Source organism: Janthinobacterium sp. SUN176 (assembly GCF_030587335.1).
Classification (GTDB): Bacteria; Pseudomonadota; Gammaproteobacteria; order Burkholderiales; family Burkholderiaceae_D; genus Janthinobacterium; species Janthinobacterium kumbetense.
Genome location: NZ_JAPWIA010000001.1, coordinates 566,283 through 581,792 on the forward strand (window position 1 = coordinate 566,283; position 15,510 = coordinate 581,792).

Annotated in this window: 14 protein-coding genes; 5 read left to right on the top strand and 9 right to left on the bottom strand. The window is 57.3% G+C overall.

What is annotated here, in order from left to right; translation table 11 throughout:
• Positions 1 to 23: 23 nt before the first annotated feature.
• Positions 24 to 293 (bottom strand): PAAR domain-containing protein, encoded by a 270-nt coding sequence (locus O3299_RS02635; RefSeq protein WP_077402302.1) that lies wholly within the window; start codon positions 291 to 293, stop codon positions 24 to 26.
• 10 nt (positions 294 to 303) lie between these two features.
• A complete protein-coding gene (locus O3299_RS02640) occupies positions 304 to 1,146 on the bottom strand; it encodes a M15 family metallopeptidase (protein WP_305053327.1) in 843 nt (280 codons plus the stop codon).
• A 220-nt stretch (positions 1,147 to 1,366) separates the two neighbouring features.
• On the opposite strand from O3299_RS02640, the gene O3299_RS02645 reads away from it, so the two are divergent.
• Genes O3299_RS02645 through O3299_RS02665 form a run of 5 tightly spaced genes read left to right on the top strand, consistent with a single transcriptional unit; the run spans position 1,367 to position 8,283 of the window.
• Positions 1,367 to 2,161: a hypothetical protein gene (locus tag O3299_RS02645; protein ID WP_305053326.1), complete on the top strand. Its 795-nt coding sequence runs from the start codon at positions 1,367 to 1,369 to the stop codon at positions 2,159 to 2,161.
• Positions 2,158 to 5,037 carry a type VI secretion system Vgr family protein gene (locus O3299_RS02650; protein WP_305061429.1) on the top strand — a complete coding sequence of 960 codons (2,880 nt, stop codon included), beginning with the start codon at positions 2,158 to 2,160 and terminating at the stop codon, positions 5,035 to 5,037. Before O3299_RS02645 ends, O3299_RS02650 begins: the two co-directional genes overlap by 4 nt.
• 2 nt (positions 5,038 to 5,039) lie before the next feature.
• Complete coding sequence (locus O3299_RS02655) at positions 5,040 to 5,960, top strand: DUF4123 domain-containing protein (RefSeq protein ID WP_305061430.1); 921 nt, start codon at positions 5,040 to 5,042, stop codon at positions 5,958 to 5,960.
• 13 nt (positions 5,961 to 5,973) lie between these two features.
• Positions 5,974 to 6,636, top strand: a complete 663-nt coding sequence (locus O3299_RS02660) for a hypothetical protein (RefSeq protein WP_305061431.1) — start codon at positions 5,974 to 5,976, stop codon at positions 6,634 to 6,636.
• 3 nt (positions 6,637 to 6,639) lie between these two features.
• A complete protein-coding gene (locus O3299_RS02665; RefSeq protein WP_305061432.1) occupies positions 6,640 to 8,283 on the top strand; it encodes a DUF2235 domain-containing protein in 1,644 nt (547 codons plus the stop codon).
• 18 nt (positions 8,284 to 8,301) lie between these two features.
• Here O3299_RS02665 and O3299_RS02670 read toward each other — a convergent pair whose 3' ends face one another.
• The 7 genes from O3299_RS02670 to O3299_RS02700 form a co-directional block, all read right to left on the bottom strand.
• Positions 8,302 to 9,405, bottom strand: a complete 1,104-nt coding sequence (locus O3299_RS02670; RefSeq protein WP_305053321.1) for a hypothetical protein — start codon at positions 9,403 to 9,405, stop codon at positions 8,302 to 8,304.
• Positions 9,402 to 10,238 carry a PoNe immunity protein domain-containing protein gene (locus O3299_RS02675; protein WP_305061433.1) on the bottom strand — a complete coding sequence of 279 codons (837 nt, stop codon included), beginning with the start codon at positions 10,236 to 10,238 and terminating at the stop codon, positions 9,402 to 9,404. The genes O3299_RS02670 and O3299_RS02675 overlap by 4 nt, the downstream gene beginning before the upstream one ends.
• 2 nt (positions 10,239 to 10,240) lie before the next feature.
• Positions 10,241 to 11,158 carry a PoNe immunity protein domain-containing protein gene (locus O3299_RS02680; protein WP_305061434.1) on the bottom strand — a complete coding sequence of 306 codons (918 nt, stop codon included), beginning with the start codon at positions 11,156 to 11,158 and terminating at the stop codon, positions 10,241 to 10,243.
• Between the two features lies 1 nt (position 11,159).
• Entirely contained in the window at positions 11,160 to 12,041 is an 882-nt protein-coding gene (locus O3299_RS02685) for a PoNe immunity protein domain-containing protein (RefSeq protein ID WP_305061435.1), read from the bottom strand.
• On the bottom strand, positions 12,038 to 13,114 hold the full coding sequence (locus tag O3299_RS02690; protein WP_305061436.1) for a type VI immunity family protein: 1,077 nt from the start codon (positions 13,112 to 13,114) through the stop codon (positions 12,038 to 12,040). The genes O3299_RS02685 and O3299_RS02690 overlap by 4 nt, the downstream gene beginning before the upstream one ends.
• Positions 13,115 to 13,347: 233 nt before the next feature.
• Positions 13,348 to 14,454: a PoNe immunity protein domain-containing protein gene (locus O3299_RS02695; RefSeq protein WP_305061437.1), complete on the bottom strand. Its 1,107-nt coding sequence runs from the start codon at positions 14,452 to 14,454 to the stop codon at positions 13,348 to 13,350.
• Between the two features lie 27 nt (positions 14,455 to 14,481).
• The gene (locus O3299_RS02700; RefSeq protein ID WP_305061438.1) at positions 14,482 to 15,507 is read right to left on the bottom strand and encodes a PoNe immunity protein domain-containing protein; all 1,026 of its coding nucleotides are present in this window, start codon (positions 15,505 to 15,507) and stop codon (positions 14,482 to 14,484) included.
• Positions 15,508 to 15,510: the final 3 nt, after the last annotated feature.

The window sequence follows — 15,510 nt, forward strand, 5'->3', positions numbered from 1 at the left end:
TCCTCCGCGTATGGACAGGGCCGTCATGCCTGGTCGATGGTGGCTTGCTGGCTGGCGATCAGCAGCGCCCCGCAGCTGGTCTTGTCGCCGTGGCGGGCCACGGGCTTGCCATCGACGATGAAGCTGGAGTCGCCGCTGACGATGGGGCAGACGCCATGGCCGGGCAGGGGACAGGCGACCTTGTCGCCGACCCGCGCCATGCCGATGCCGCCGCTGTCGCTCACCGCCGATGCTTCCAGCACGGTGCCGCCATGCGATGTCTTGTCGCCCAATCTGATTACCGGACCCGCCATACGCGCTCCCTCAATGTTTTTTCATTACGCCGGGCAGGCGCAGTTCGGTATGCCCGAAATCCATCATTTTCCAGCGTCCGCCCCAGGTCATGCCGACCGATTCGGCTACTTCGCCATACAGCTGGTAGCCGCGCATGGCCCACGGGTCCTTCTCGGAAATGACCAGCTTGCCATTGCGCAGGAAGGCGCAGTCGGCCGCCAGGCCGTACTGGTGCCAGCTTTGAAAGGCGGCCGCGTTGCTGACGTTGGGACCCATGCCCGCCAACATGTCTTGCCGCTCGGGACTGCGGTAGCCTTCCAGCAGCGCCATCTCGTAGCCATGTTTTTCCTTCATGATCTTGAAGACCAGCAGCAAGCGCTGGGCGTATTCCACATTCAGCAAGGTCCAGTTGCGGCTGGCCGATACCAGCAGCGGGCGCTCCTGGCGCACTTCTTCCGTGGCAAACACGAGCGGCGGCAGGTCGACGGGCGGCACCAGCTGTTCGCCCTGCAGCAGGCTGGCGACCTGCATATTCATTTCCCGCGTCGATACATCGTAGGCGCCCAGCATGGATTTGCTGTCGGCCATCAGGGCCAGCAGGGTCGGCAGGCTGAGCGTAGCCACGCCCGCGAGACACAGCAGGTAATGACGGCGCAGCAGGTCGGCAGTGCGGGTCCACAGCGCGCTGCTGCGCTGTCCCAGGCTGGCCATGCCCGTCTGCCTGCGCCTGGCCACGCGCTGCAGGCAGGCGGCGAGGCGCTGCTCCGCGCCATCGACGGCGTGCAGCACGAAATCGCGCCCGGCCGGGAACAGGATCAGCCAGCTGATCAGGCATGCCAGGATGAAATACAGCGCTACCGCGAGTAGGAACACGCTAACCTCAATCAAGAAATGTTTGGCTGCGGGGAACGGTGCTGTCCATCGGGAAAAACAGGGCTGCGATGGATATTGCCTGGAAGTATATCTTACAAAACTGATAATTAAGGGCGGCTTTTTTCAATTGTGCGGAGGGTGCGCACTGTTGATTTTATGGCACGCGTCATGATTTTGTTGAATAGCGTAAAGTCTTGCAAATATTACAGGAGCGCACATTTTGCGAACTCATGACGATAGCCCCCGGCTCCCGGCCCGGCCCAGCCTGTTGACGCAGGCGCAGCAGGCGGAGGCCGACCGTAACCGCATCCTGAGCACGCTCGAGGGTGGCCACGCCGGCGCGTCTGCGAAGGCCAGGCGCGGCAGCCTGGCCCTGCGCGGAGGCGTGGGCGCGCTGCTGCTGTTATTGGCAGCGGGCGTCTGGCTGGGGCAGCGCGGAGAACGGGTTGGCGACGACGATGCGCCGGCGGCGCCGGTTTCCCCGCCCGTCGCCACCGCCGCCGTGGAAGCGCCGCCGGTCGTCGCCAGCATCCGTGACGAGGCGCCGCCCGGCGCCGCCGCACCGCAGCAGAGCCTGAGCGAGATGCTCGATGCCGGCGCGGCCGCCACAGCCGCCACAGGCGCTGCCCGGAATGCGGGTGCTGCGCACCCCGGCGATGTCCTGAGCAAGGCGCTGGAAACGCCGTCGCCCCCAGCCGCCGCCTCGCAACCCGTCACGAAACAGGTGGCCAAGGCACCCCGTCCGGCAGCCAAAAAACCGCCGGCGAAAGGGCCTGCGGCTACGCCCGCCCGCCGCGCGGAAGACAGCGATATCGCCCTGCTGTCGGCCCTGCTGGCCCACGCGCAGGCCGCGCCGGCGCCGAAGAAAACCGTTCCCAATCTGCGGACCCAGTTGCAGCAATGCGCGGCGCTCAAGCGCGACGCCGCCGCCGCGTGCCGCGCGCGCGCCTGCCAGGGCCATGCCGAGTATGTGCAATGCAAGGCCGGGCAAGTTGCCGTGAAAGGCGAAAAATGAGCGCCGCCAGCGCCGCTCAGGTCAACGCTTCCCTCGCGGGTTTCAGCAGCGTGACGCGATTGTATGAGCTGTCGCTGGACGGCGGCGACGGCGGGACGGCGCAGTGGCTGGTGGAAGCGTTTGTCGCCGACGAGCAGTTGCAGGCCGTGGGCGTGCGCGACGTCATCGTGCTGTCCACGCAGGCGAATGTGGCGCTGGCGCCCCTGCTGGGCAAGCGGGCCGCGCTGCACGTCAGCCTGGCCGACGGCAGCCGTGCTGTCTTCAGCGGCTATGTCAGCGCAGCGGCGATGCTGGGCAGCGACGGCGGACTGGCCCGTTTCCGGCTGCGCCTGACGCCGTGGCTATGGCTGTTGAGCCAGGTACGCAACAGCCGCGTCTGGCAAGACAAGAGCGTCATCGAAATCGTCGACAGCGTGTTTCAGGCTTACGCGCCGCAAGCCGACTGGCGCTGGAGCGGCGACACGGGGCCGTTCATGGCCGAGGCGCAGCCGCGCAGCTATTGCTGCCAGTACCGCGAGTCGGACCTGGCCTTCGTCACGCGTCTGCTGGGCGAAGAAGGCCTGGCCTGGCGTTTCGAAGAACACGAGGGTGGCCATTGCCTGGTACTGTTCGCCGACAGCAGCGCCTTGAGCGCGGTGCCGGAAGACGCCAGCAGCGCGCAAGGCGGCGGCATCCGTTTTCATGGCGCGCGGGCCATGGAGCAGGCCGACGCCATCCAGGCGCTCTGCCGGGCACGCGCCTTGCGCACGGCGGTGGCGACCGTGCTCAGCTACGATTACAAGGCCAAGAAGGCCGTCAGCGCCAGCGTGCCGACGCGGCTGGCGCCGGGCGGGAAAAACGCGCCCGCGCTGGAAAGCTATGACACGCCAGGCCAGTATTTCTATGCCAATGCGGCCCAGGCCGAACGCTATGCCTTGCTGCGGATGCAGGCGCTCGAAGCGCGCGGCGAACGCTGGCAGGCGCGTTCGACCGTGCGCACCTTGCGTGCCGGCACGCGCTTTACCCTGACGCAGGGACCGTTGCAGCAGGACGGCGCCGACGCGCCGGCGCTGGTCGTGTTGCGCGTGTACAGCGTGGGCGTGAATAACTTGCCGGCGCCGGCCAGGCAGGGCCTGGCTGAGCTGTTCGGCCCCATACCCGAATTGCTGCAGGAAGGCCTGGCTGGCCAGGCGCTGGCGCCGCGCGATATCGCGCATGTCCAGCAAGTGATCGCTCAGGCGGTCGAGAGTGGCTATGCCAACCATATTGAGGCGATCGCGGCCGATACGCCATGGCGCCCGGCACCAGAGGGCGGCGATGCGCGCCACCATCCGGCACCGACGGCCCGCGGCAGCCAGAGCGCCATTGTCGTCGGCGCCGACGGCGGCGCCAGCGGCGGCAGCGAGATCCATTGCGACAAGCTGGGCCGGGTGCGCATCCGTTTCCACTGGCAGCAGGAGGGTGGCGCCACGTGCTGGGTGCGCGTGGCGCAGCGCTCGGCCGGCGGCGGCATGGGCAGCCAGTTTCTGCCGCGCATCGGCCAGGAAGTGCTGGTGCAATTCCTGGAAAACGATATCGACCGCCCCATCATCGTCGGCGCCCTGTACAACGGGCAGGGCGAGGGCGGCGTCGCGCCCTCGCCGGGCGGCATCACGGACAAGCCCGCGGATGCCAGCGTATTCGAGCCGGCGCGCGACCATGCGCCGTCGGCGCAGGGCAACGTGGCCGGCGGCAACAGCCCGGTCTGGCATGGCGCGGCCGGCGGCAGCGCCGGCCACCGCAACGGCGCGGCGCAATGGGGTATCCGCAGCAAGGAATTCGGCGCCGCCGGCTACAACCAGTTGCTGTTCGACGATACCGACCAGCAGGGGCGCATCCAGCTCAAGAGCAGCCATGCGGCAAGCGAACTCAATCTTGGTCACCTGATCCATGCGGCCGACAATTACCGGGGCAGCCTGCGCGGCACGGGCGCCGAGCTGCGCACCGACGCTTACGGCGCCGTGCGGGCCGGCGCCGGGCTCCTGATTTCCAGCTACCTCGTCAATCACGACGCGCAGGCGCGCGATCCGGCCGGCGACAATGCGCCGGGCATGGTCTTGCTCAAGCAGGCGGCCAAGCTGGGTGCAACCTTCAGCGCCGCCGCCGTCACGCACAAGACGGTCGCGTATGCCAGCCACCTGGGGCCGGCCAAGGCGAATGCCAGCGTGCTCGACGAAAAGGCGTCGCCCCTGCCGGCGTTTTTGACCAGCGTCTCCGGCATGCTGAGCCAGGACGATACGGCCGCCGCCAGGCGCGACGCGGCGGGCAAGCCGACCAGCCCCGGCGATGACAAGTTGCCGCACAGCAGCGACGCCATCATCGCCATCGCCGCCCGCGCGGGCCTGGGCGTGCTGGCGGGCCAGGATATCCAGCTGGCAAATGGCGAAACCACCTCCTTGATGAGCGGCCAGGACACCCAGTTCGTCGGCGGCGGCCAGCTGCGTGTGCACAGCGGCCAGGCCATCGGCGCCCTGGCCGGGGTGGTCAAGGCGGGCGAGAACAATATCGGCCTGCAACTGATCGCCGCCAAACAGGCCATCGACCTGCAGGCGCAGGCCGACGTGCTCAACGTGCAGGCGCGCGAGGAAGTCAACATCGTCAGCGCCGCCGCGCACATCGACTGGGCGGCGGCGAAAAGCATCCGCCTGTCGACGGCGGGCGGGGCGAACATCACGATCGAGGGCGGCAACATCACCGTGCAATGTCCGGGCAAGATCACGGTGCATGCCGGCAAGAAGAGTTTTACGGGGCCATCCCGTGCAAGCTACCCGCTGCCGGTCATGCCTCGCAGTATTTGCAAGGAATGTCTGTTAAATGCGGCCAGGAGCGGCTCGCCCTTTGCCGCGAAGGGGGAGTAAGCATGCGCGACGACGATGGCGGGGCCCCCGCCTGCGGTTTGCAGTTGCTTGCGCTGCTCGATAGCCATCCTGCCGACCAGGGTGTGACCCTGTACAGCTTGATTGATGGCGCCAAGTTTGATGGTTTGGCCCGTATCCGCTTGCCAAGCGATCACAGCGTTGAGTTGTATTCCTTGTTAGGTGAATTGGCCGAGCCAGACGCCCTGTACGCCGGCCCGATATTGTTGCGGCATATCAAGCGCGAGCAATGTCCCTTGCTCGCCCAATTGCTTTGCACTGCCGGCAGCGCCCATTTCATGTCGCTGATTGTTTCTGACCGGCCCCTGCCGCAAGTGCTGGAACGGCTGACGTGGCTGACCGAGGTGGAGCACGATGACGGTACGGAGTGGATCATGCGCTACTACGATCCGCTTATCCTGCCGCACTGGCTGGACGTGCTGGAAACGGCGCAGCGCAAGGCTGCACTCGTGGAAATCACGGGCTGGTTGTACATGGACGTGCGTGGGGTGCCACAAATTGTACCTGGCGAGAAGGATGAGGAGTCTGTGCCCCTTGGAAGTGAACGAATGCTTTTGACACAACATCAATATGTCGAGCTGATGAATAGAACAGCGCCGTACATGCTGATGAAGCAAATGGAGAGCGATGATCCGCAGGCGCTCGACGGTTTGCCTCCGGATCAGCGCTATGACTTTTTCTTTCAACAGCTGGGCAGGGCGCAGGCATATGGACTCAGTTCGCCCACAGACTTGAAAAGCTACTGCATGTTGTCGCTCATGCTGGGCGCCGATTTTCATCTGTCCCCAATCGCCGCCATCGCTTTGCAGGCCACGGGAACGGCGCAGTCATTCAGCGACCGGATATTGGCCTGGACTCCCCAGCAATGGGCTGCACTCGAAGAAATTTCCGCTTCCAGCATATGAATGCGATCCCGACATGAAAAAACTGACCTCTATCGTATTGTGCCTATTTATTTTGGCCGCTTGCAATTCCAAGGAAAAGGAAAATCGCTTGCAACAGGAATTAAGCGAGAAAACCTTCACTACCACCTCATATAACTACACGCCGTACGATATTTACTCCATCACCTTCAAGGGTATTTCAATGCCATTCAAGATCGATGAAGCTCCCAGCGGCGGTTCCATTTTTTTTCGCGATGCCAGCGAGGCGGAAATGGACAATGGTGAAAAAGTCCGTTTCAGCAGCGGAAATTGCTGTTTTATCTGGGATAGTCCCGTGGATAAACCGCTGAGAGTGCGGGTGGTCTGGAGCGTGGTGTTCGATACTGCCTACCACAATGGAAAATCGAGTGTTGACTACGACGAACGCACTTCCAGGCTGAGTTCTCCCGGAAGCCGCTGGTGTCAGGCCACTGTGGACATTCTGCCCGCCAAAGGGCCAGATCGTCCAACCACCGTGCTCTTGCACTTTCTTGCCGATGGAACAGTCCAGGCACATCTGGGAACCTTCAAGACGCAGGCGCCACTTGCTGCCGAGCAAGTGAAACTGCATGCCACGCGCCTTCCCCAAGGCCAGTTCTGCAAGCAGGAAATCGAGAATCCTTTTTATGGCATACCTCGCACACCGCATAGGGAATAGACCATGAGTAAACCAACGATACGCCGGCTTAGCGACGTCACGAAGAGTGAAAGACTTGCCCGAGGAATTTATCGCAAGGAATTGGAGAAATGTGCGAAGGAGTCGGATTGCCAAAAGCCCGTCTGGATCAGCTGTTTTTTTGACGGAACTGGAAATAATTTCAAAAAAGATGGAAATGGTTCGCTGGCTTCGTCGAATGTAAAGTACAGCAATATTGCGAAACTGGGAAAGTTTGCGCATACGGCCGAAGACGAAAAAAACAAGACTTACGCGATATATACGCCAGGAGTCGGCACGCCGTTTCCGGAAATTCAAGACAGCGGTGATGGAATCGATGGGGCGCTCGGCATGGCATCGGCTGCAAAAGGGCAGGCCCGGATCAGCTGGATGCTGAAGGAGTTGAAGGTGCGGGTGGACAAGCACATGCCGCATGTAAATCAAATCAATGTTGCCGTGTTTGGTTTCAGTCGGGGGGCGGCCCAGGCGCGGGCCTTTGTGCGTCAGTTGGCTGGACAGTGTTATCAGCAGGGAGATGGATTGATCTGGATCAAAAGTGGCGGATTTATTCAGCCGCGTCTGGTGATTTACTTCCTCGGTATTTTTGATACCGTGGCCTCGGTGGGGTTTGGCGGTAGCCGCCTTGAGTCGAATCTCAAATATCACCTGGGACCTGTCTGGGGCGGCGTGATGTATCTGGCAGACGAGGGCGGCCATGCGGAATGGGCCTCCGATCTGCGTATTCCACCGTATGTGCGCTTTTGCGAGCATTATGTCGCAGCGCATGAAGTGCGCGAGAAATTTCCATCAGACTCTATCCGAATCGACCAGGCCACTGACTCGAACTGTCGGGAAACTCTTTATCCCGGGGCACACTCCGACGTGGGCGGCGGTTATGACGACATGAATCAGGAGGGACGGTCAAATGAACTGGCGCGCATTCCGCTGTGCAATATGTATCTGTCGGCATATGCCGCCGGGGTGCCGTTCAAGTCACCCGAAGAGGTTCTTCAGGATTATGGCTCGCTGTTTAACATCAGCAGCGAATTGGAGGCATGCTTCGACGCTTACATGAAGCACGTCAGCGCGGACAAGCGGCTCGAGACGCAAGTCATCAGCCACATGAACAATTACTATCATTGGCGCTGGGGACGCACGGAACGCCAGCGCGCGGCGCGCAAAGAACGCGAAGCCATCATCGCAAAGGGGCAGTCCGTCATGTATGCCACGCCTGACAAGTACATGACCACGACGGACAGCGAATGGGAACGCGACGTTCAGAATATTGCAGAAAAGAAAACAGGATTTTTTCGCAGTGCCACGGAACCGCTGGAGGACGCGATCTACGATGCCTGGAAAGGCAAGCTCCGAAAGTCGCTGTCGGTGGCCGAGCGGACTTTATTTGACAAATTCTTCGATCGCTATGTGCATGATTCTGTTGCGGGATTCAAGAATCAGATGAGTGACGCCAGTATCGGCTTTGTTGAAGCCAGTCGCTGGTCCCGAAACCGGCAGTATTTCATGGGGAAACGAGGCAAGAAATATCTTTATTGGCGATATGAGGGGGCAAAACCGGTATCGGGCGGCGTAAAAGAGGCGATGCTGGTGCCGAAAGAAGCATCGACAGGTGGCGACACGGCGATAGCCTAGCAGAAACGGGCCTAACCGCTATCTGGCGCGGGCCGCCGCCCTGGCTTGCTTGTCGCACTCGCGCACGGCCGCTTTGCACGCGGAAAACGCTTCCAGATACGTCACGGCGGCCTGCCGCTCTTCGACCAGTTCCGCCACCCGCTGCGTGAGCTGCAACGGTGTGGTCGGCGGCAGTTTTTCCAGTTTCTTGCTGATGTCTTTGAGAGAACGTTGCTGACGCGCCAGTTCCGCGGCCAGCACGGCCTTGCGCTCGGCAGCGGGCAGGGCCGGATACAGCCTGCCGTTGCCGGCCTTGACGCTGCCATCCGCCGTCATCGACTGCGATTCGTGCGGGTCGCGAAATTCCAGTGCCAGCTTGCCATCGGCTTGCACGACGACCAGTAGTTCCTCGGTGATATTGCCGGCAGGCAACGGCAGCGTGCGCGTTTCCGGCTTGCCGTCAGGCAACCAGCGGTACTCGATGGTCAGCTGTACCGGTTTGTGCGGCGTGGCCGGCAGGTAGAAACAGCAATGGGCGGCGCTGCTCATGTAAGGGTTCAGGGGATCGGTATCGACGGCATTGGCCGGATTGCCGGCATCGCTGACGCCGACCTGGATGGGACGGGCGCTGTAGCTCAGGGTGCTGACCGCTATCTTCGCTTCATCGGCCCGGGGCCGGTAATCGTGCTGGCCGCGCTCGCTGCGTTCGGCATGGCCTGCCAGCAGCGGCCGGCGCTGCATGGACTTGATGCCGATGGCAAAGATATGACTCAGGTAGCCGGTATCCGAACGGCCGTCGCGCGAATAGCTGTCGCCGGGCGTGCGGTAGAGGTAGCCGATGTCTGCGATGGCCAGGGTGCGCACCTTGCTGTCCTGCGGAAATAGTGCATCCTCCAGATAGCGGTCCCTGGCGCCCATCACCTTTCCAGAGAGCACGCCAGCCCACGCCCGTTCCCCTGCGAAGCGGGGAAAGACGTTGAATGCGCCGTTGATGAACGGTTCGATTTTCAGCACATCCTGCGTTATGCCCGTGACGGGATCGATGACGGAATAAATCCCCGGAAAGGGCGAGTCTGCGGCGTGCGCCTGCGCGGGCATGGCGAAGATGAGGCAGGCTGCGATCACGGCGGGGTTGTGGCTCATGCCGGCTCCGATCGCATACAGGCTGGCTGACGGTGGAATGCCACCAGGTCGGCGGGATAGAATTTGGCATCGCGGTAGCTGCTGTCGTCGATATCGAGCAGGCAGGTGATGGCCGCCGCTTCCCATGACCAGTAGCCTGAAAAGGAGGTGTCGCGCGCGTGGCTGTCATAGTAGGGTTCGCGGCGGCTGGCGTCATACCATTGCCTCAGGTAATCCTTCATCAGCGCCGGGCGCTGGTTTTTTTCTGCCGCGAATATCTTGAGCGTCTTGATGTAGGGCAGGTGGCGGGTACATTCCGGCCAGGCGGTATCCCTGTTATCGATGGAAAATGCCAGCAGGCGTTCGACCAGCCCATCTTTTTCGTGGTTGTTGAAATCGATGACTGGCGCCAGGCGGGGCAGCAAATTGCCCCAACCCAGGAGAATGCCAAGGCAGATCATGCGGTTGACCTGCTCGTAGCCATCACCGGGCAGGGCGAAGTGGGGAAATCCCTGTTCCGCAGCGCAGGCCTGCACGTCAAAAGCCCTGTCATAGTTGGCAAACTCTTCCCAGTATTCGAGTATCGTGGGGTACAGCGCGCGCAGATCGGCTATCGTATGGCCGGCGCTGTAGGCCAGGCTGAGCAGGTCTATGCCATCCCAGGCCCGCTGGCGCGTGGCCGTCATGAAATTTTCTGGCGGGATATTTTGCAGTACTTCGGCAGGCTGTTGCAAGCCTGCCTCCACCATGTCGAAGCACTCGTCCAGACTGTCTTTGCTTTCAAGGTAAATTGCGTAGGACAGCAGCGGTTCCCTGCGCCTGGCCAAAAAAGTGTGTTCGTCCAGAGTCTGCATTCTTACTCCCGAAAATCCGTGTCACGGCAGGGCTGTTTGCCTTCGACATGCCCGCCATCGCTTGCCTCATTCCTATCCATGCTGGTATAGCGACCTTCTTTCGATAACTGTCGCGCATAGTCAACGAGGTCTTTTGGATAGACCAAATGGTCTATGTCGCTGTCATCAAGGTCAAAAACAAAAACCATTGCAGCTGCTTCAAATGCCCAATAACCATAATATGGCGCGTAGCCTTCATCGCTGATTCTGAGATGGCCGTTGTACCAGCGTGGATGGTCCTTCATCGCCGGGTACCATTGTTTCAAATATTTCTTGAGTAAATTTCGTGCCGAATTTTCATCATCTTCATACACTGTCTGCAGCAAGACATCGTACGGTTTGCCCAGTAAGCAAGTGTCGATCATGATCGCATCCTCCACATAGGCGCTAATCAGTTCCTCGAACAAGCCATCCTGTCCACGGTGGCTGCTAAGTATGCGTATGATGCGACTGACCGAACGCTGGTCACGCAATAATATAGCGATACTCAGTAATTGCAGCGTATCTTCATAATCGGCAAGGTCGCCAAAATTTGGTGCTGCCCGATATCTATATGGGCCATATTCAGGATGTTTCGATAATATTTCCTTCTGATGTACTTGATCGACTTCATTCCACTCCGCAAACTTGTCCACGATGCCAGACAGGCGTGGTGCGAGGTCCTCCATGGGCATGCCCGCAGTGTAATCGAGTAGCCAAATCCAGAAATTTTCAAGATACAGAAAATTGTAAGCCAGACTGAGATCTGCCGCGGATTCAGCCGATTCCTTATTCTTCTGTTGGACTTGTATCAGGGCAAGCGAATTTTCCAGGGTTTTTTCATACAGTTCCTGGTAAATGAATTGCTGGCGGCGGCGATCATCGAATGGTGGATTTTTCATTCTATTCGCCGGGTTCTTGTTCGGCTGATGGTTTCATCTCCACGCTGGTGTGGCGGCCTTCTTTCCATAACTGTCGCGCATAATCGACCAGGTCCTTGGGGTAAACGAGATGGTCGATCTGGCTGTCGTCCAGGTCGAGCATAAAGACGGTCGCACCGGCTTCAAAGGCCCAGTAACCATAATAGGGAGCGTACCCCTCGTCCCTGATTCTCAGATGCCCGTCGTGCCAGCGGGAATGATCTTTCATGGCTGGATACCACTGTTTCAGGTATTTCTGGACCAGTTTGAGTGTCTCTCTCTCATTATTTTCATAGAAAACCTGAAGCAAAGTATCATAGGGCTTTTCGAGAATACACGAATCAAGATCTTGCTTATCCTCGATATATGCGCCAATCAATTGCTCAAATAATCCATCCTGGCCACGGTGGCTGCGTAGCACGTGGATAATGCGTAAGACCGAATGTTGATCGCGCAGTAATAGTGCAATACTGAGTAGTTGTAGCGTGTTCTCATAATTTGCAAGCGTGGAAAAGTCTGGTGCTCCCTTGTATTCGTACGGCCCATAATCCGGAAAATCAAGCGCCGCTTCCTGTTGACAGAATTGATCGACCTCATTCCACTCTTCAAACTTATCCACGATGCCGGCGATACGCGGCGCCAGTGCATCGATCGGTTCACCCGCTGTGTAATCCAGCATCCAGATCCAGAACGCTTCCAAATACAGAAACTGATGTACCACAGATTTTTCCAGCGTTGATTCCACTATTTTTTTATTTGCAAGTCGGACTTCAATTAATGCGAGCAGATTTTCCCGCGTTTTATGATAAAGATCTTCGTAGAGAAATTTCTGCCGGCGCCGCATGTCGAACGGGGCGGCCATCATTGTTTGTCCGTCGTTTTTGCTTCTCGCTGGCGCAACTCGGCGCTGGGCCAGTCGCTGTCGGCGTCGAAGCGCCGCATCCAGCGTAGCGAGTCGGCGTCATTGAAGCGTTCGTTAGGGGCGCCGTCCCATTGGCCAAAGCCCAGCAGCGCCATGTGGTCGTTGCGGATCGGCTTGAGCAGTTTGTTGAGCAGCGCCGGCAATTCCGGCACGCCGTCCTCCACCGGGTAGAGGGCCGGTTCCTCGCCCAGTTCGATCCATAGGCCTGCGCCGAGCTCGTCGATCCGGATGTGCGGATGTTGCAGGCTGAGTTTTATCTGGTCGCGGCTGAGATCCAATTTTTCGCGCCACATATCCGACAGCAGGAAGCCCCAGGTTGGCGGGCGAATGCCGTCTGCCAGCGAGCCGCTCATGGAAAAAGGATAATCAATGTCCAAACCAAAAAATCGAGGTGCCAGAGAGCGTTCCCACACGGTCACTGCCGAGCGGGTGCCGAAAGCAATCGGATTGGCCATCGAAAAGCCGCTATAAACCTGATCAGGTTTTAGTTTTTCCATGGTTTCCAGAACAAACCGCCGCCATGCATTTTTGTTATCCTTCCACCATGACCAGCGATAGTAGAATTGAATGAATGAGTAATCCCTGTTTGACGGTTCTGAATTATCGTTCATATGATCCCGCATTTTCCAGAAATATCCAGCAGTGGAAGGCGACGAGTTATGTTTTTTCTGATCGGTAAAATTGAAAATGAAATAGTCTTCTTTTTTTGTTTTTCTTGCAAACTCACGCAGATCAGGTAAACGTTTCGATCCGTAAGGGTGCGGTCTCTCAGAACTCGGATGCGTTGCGATAATATATGGATTTCCTGTGATTTTATAAAATTCTTCATGGATATTAATCATGAGATTGGATATGTCAAGATGGCGTTTAGTATCATACAAGAAGTAAAATGTTATGAAAGGAGACACCCCCAGATCTTGATTACCATCGTCACAGGACATGTTTGGCCATTCTTTGAGGTCAGCAACCATTCCCTCTACATCTTCGGCAGTAAAAAAACGTTCCGTTGTACTCATCTTTTCTCCTCTCACTGCATTGTTTCTTTACGCCTTCATAAAACGCCACACCGTCAAGCCATAGGCAGAATCCAGATTGCTCATGATCTCGCCCTGTTCAAATCGCCGGGTTGACGGAGGAACGTCCAGCGCTTGCCACTGGCCGGCCTGCGGGCAGACCTAGCCGGCTTCAGCGCGCAATTCCAAAGGCCCCTGCACTGGACCAGCCGCTGACTGTGCGAGATGGAATTTGGCTATTGTTCTTCACTCCAATGCCAGATGGTTTCACCGTATGCCGCATCGTCAAAAACAGGCATCACTTGGCCTTGCGCGAAGTGGCTACGGCTGTGTAACCTTGCTGGGGCTTCCCAGAAGCCAGTTTGGGGGCAGGGGTGACCACCCTCAACACGACCGGCCTTATTTATTAAGTCAGTATCCATGCTTGTGTAACGGTGTTCCGCGCGTAACTTGCGGCCATAATTGACCAAGTCTTTAGGGTAGACCAGATGATCGATAGCGCTGTCGTCCAGATCGAGAATAAAGACTGCAGCTCCGGCTTCAAATGCCCAATAGCCATAATAGCCGGCATAGCCCTCTTCGCTGATCCTAAGGTGCTCGTCGTGCCAGCGTGGATGATTCTTCATTGCCGGATACCACTGTTGTAAATATTGCTTGAGCAAGCTGAGTGTGGCAGTCTCATTTTCTTCATAAAAGACACCTAGCAAGGTGTCATAAGGAGCGCCAAGCACGCAGGTATCGCGCTCGACGACGTTGTCGACATAAGCACTGATCAATTGCTCGAACAGGCCATCTTGACCGCGATGGCTACGTAGTACGTGGATGATGCGTTGGACCGAACGCTGATCGCGTAGCAAGATGGCAATGCTCAGCAGTTGTAGCGTGTCTTCGTAGTCGGAAAGTGTCGCGAAATCGGGCGCCCCCGAATATTTATATGGACCATATTCAGGCAACTTCAGTGCACACTCCTGTTGATACTTTTGATCCACTTCGTTCCACTCTTCAAATTTGTCCACGATATCGGCGATTCGAGGCGCCAGTTGATCGAGGGCTATGCCAGCCGTGTAGTCAAGCATCCATATCCAGAGTAATTCCAGATACAGGAAATGATGAACGGAGGAGCTTTCGCCTATCGAATATGCATCCTTTCTGTTTTTTTCTCCTCGGCGGATCAAGGAAAGTTGATTTATCCGTGTTTTTTTATAAAGTTCTTCATAAAGAAATTGTTGCCGACGCCGTTCGTGAAAGACGTTATTTTTCATGGTGAAGTACCATTTTTCTTGTTTGGTGCAGATTTCTTCAAGATGTTGTCGGACATTACTTTCAACGTAAATGCCTAACATACTTGGCTGTGTGAGATGAAATATTGACTATTGTCCTTCACTCCAATGCCAGATTGTTTCGCCGTATGCCGCATCGTCAAAAACAGGCATCACCTGGCCTTGCGCGAAGTGGCTGCGGCTGTGTAACCTTGCTGAGGTTTCCCAGAAACCACTTTGGGGACACGGATTTCCCCCTTCAACACGGCGGACATTGTGCTGCTGTTTCGTATACAAGCTGGTGTAACGGTTTTCTTCGCGTAATTTTCGCCCGTAGTCTACAAGGTCTTTTGGATAGACCAGGTGATTGATACCGCTGTCATCGAGATCGAGTAGATAGACTGTTGCGCCTGCTTCGAATGCCCAGTAACCATAATAACCGGAATAACCTTCCTCGTTGATATGCAAGTGTTCGTCATACCAGCGTGGATGATCCTTCATGGCTGGGTACCATAATTTCAAATACTTTTTCACAAGATTGAGCGTCGCACTTTCGTCTTCTTCATAAAATACCTGCAGCAGCGTGTCATAGGGTTTTTCAAGAATGCAACTGTCTAGATTTATTTCTTCTTCGACATATCCTCCAATTAATTGTTCGAATAAGCCATCTTGACCACGGTGACTACGTAGCACATTAATGATGCGCATGATCGATTGCTGGTCGCGCAGTAAAATGACAATGCTAATTAATTGAAGGGTATTTTCGTATTCAAAAAGATTGGAAAATTGCGGGGCGCCTACATATTCGTAAGGTCCAAATTCTGGAAATTCAAGTGCAGCATCCTGTTGAAACGATTGATATACATCATTCCATTTTTCAAATGCGTCGATAATAACGGCAAGGCGCGAGGCAAGTTCATGGATGGGGACGCCTGCGGTGTAGTCCAACATCCAGAGCCAAAATAGTTCGAGATGCAAGAACTGATAAATCGAATTTTCACTTTGCGTTGTGTTGGCTACATTTTCATTATCATTTCCTACTTCAATGAGAAGAAGTTGATTTTTCCGTGTTCTATTGTAAAGTTCTTCATGGAGAAATTGCTGTCTGCATCGGTGATGAAAGGGTAAATCTTCCATGGC

Coding starts and splice junctions, on each gene's coding strand:
- O3299_RS02635 (WP_077402302.1), bottom strand. CDS start 293: ATGGCGGGTCCGGTAATCAGATTGGGCGACAAGACATCGCATGGCGGC.
- O3299_RS02650 (WP_305061429.1), top strand. CDS start 2,158: ATGAGCGCCGCCAGCGCCGCTCAGGTCAACGCTTCCCTCGCGGGTTTC.
- O3299_RS02655 (WP_305061430.1), top strand. CDS start 5,040: ATGCGCGACGACGATGGCGGGGCCCCCGCCTGCGGTTTGCAGTTGCTT.
- O3299_RS02660 (WP_305061431.1), top strand. CDS start 5,974: ATGAAAAAACTGACCTCTATCGTATTGTGCCTATTTATTTTGGCCGCT.
- O3299_RS02665 (WP_305061432.1), top strand. CDS start 6,640: ATGAGTAAACCAACGATACGCCGGCTTAGCGACGTCACGAAGAGTGAA.
- O3299_RS02670 (WP_305053321.1), bottom strand. CDS start 9,405: ATGAGCCACAACCCCGCCGTGATCGCAGCCTGCCTCATCTTCGCCATG.
- O3299_RS02675 (WP_305061433.1), bottom strand. CDS start 10,238: ATGCAGACTCTGGACGAACACACTTTTTTGGCCAGGCGCAGGGAACCG.
- O3299_RS02680 (WP_305061434.1), bottom strand. CDS start 11,158: ATGAAAAATCCACCATTCGATGATCGCCGCCGCCAGCAATTCATTTAC.
- O3299_RS02685 (WP_305061435.1), bottom strand. CDS start 12,041: ATGATGGCCGCCCCGTTCGACATGCGGCGCCGGCAGAAATTTCTCTAC.
- O3299_RS02690 (WP_305061436.1), bottom strand. CDS start 13,114: ATGAGTACAACGGAACGTTTTTTTACTGCCGAAGATGTAGAGGGAATG.
- O3299_RS02695 (WP_305061437.1), bottom strand. CDS start 14,454: ATGTTAGGCATTTACGTTGAAAGTAATGTCCGACAACATCTTGAAGAA.
- O3299_RS02700 (WP_305061438.1), bottom strand. CDS start 15,507: ATGGAAGATTTACCCTTTCATCACCGATGCAGACAGCAATTTCTCCAT.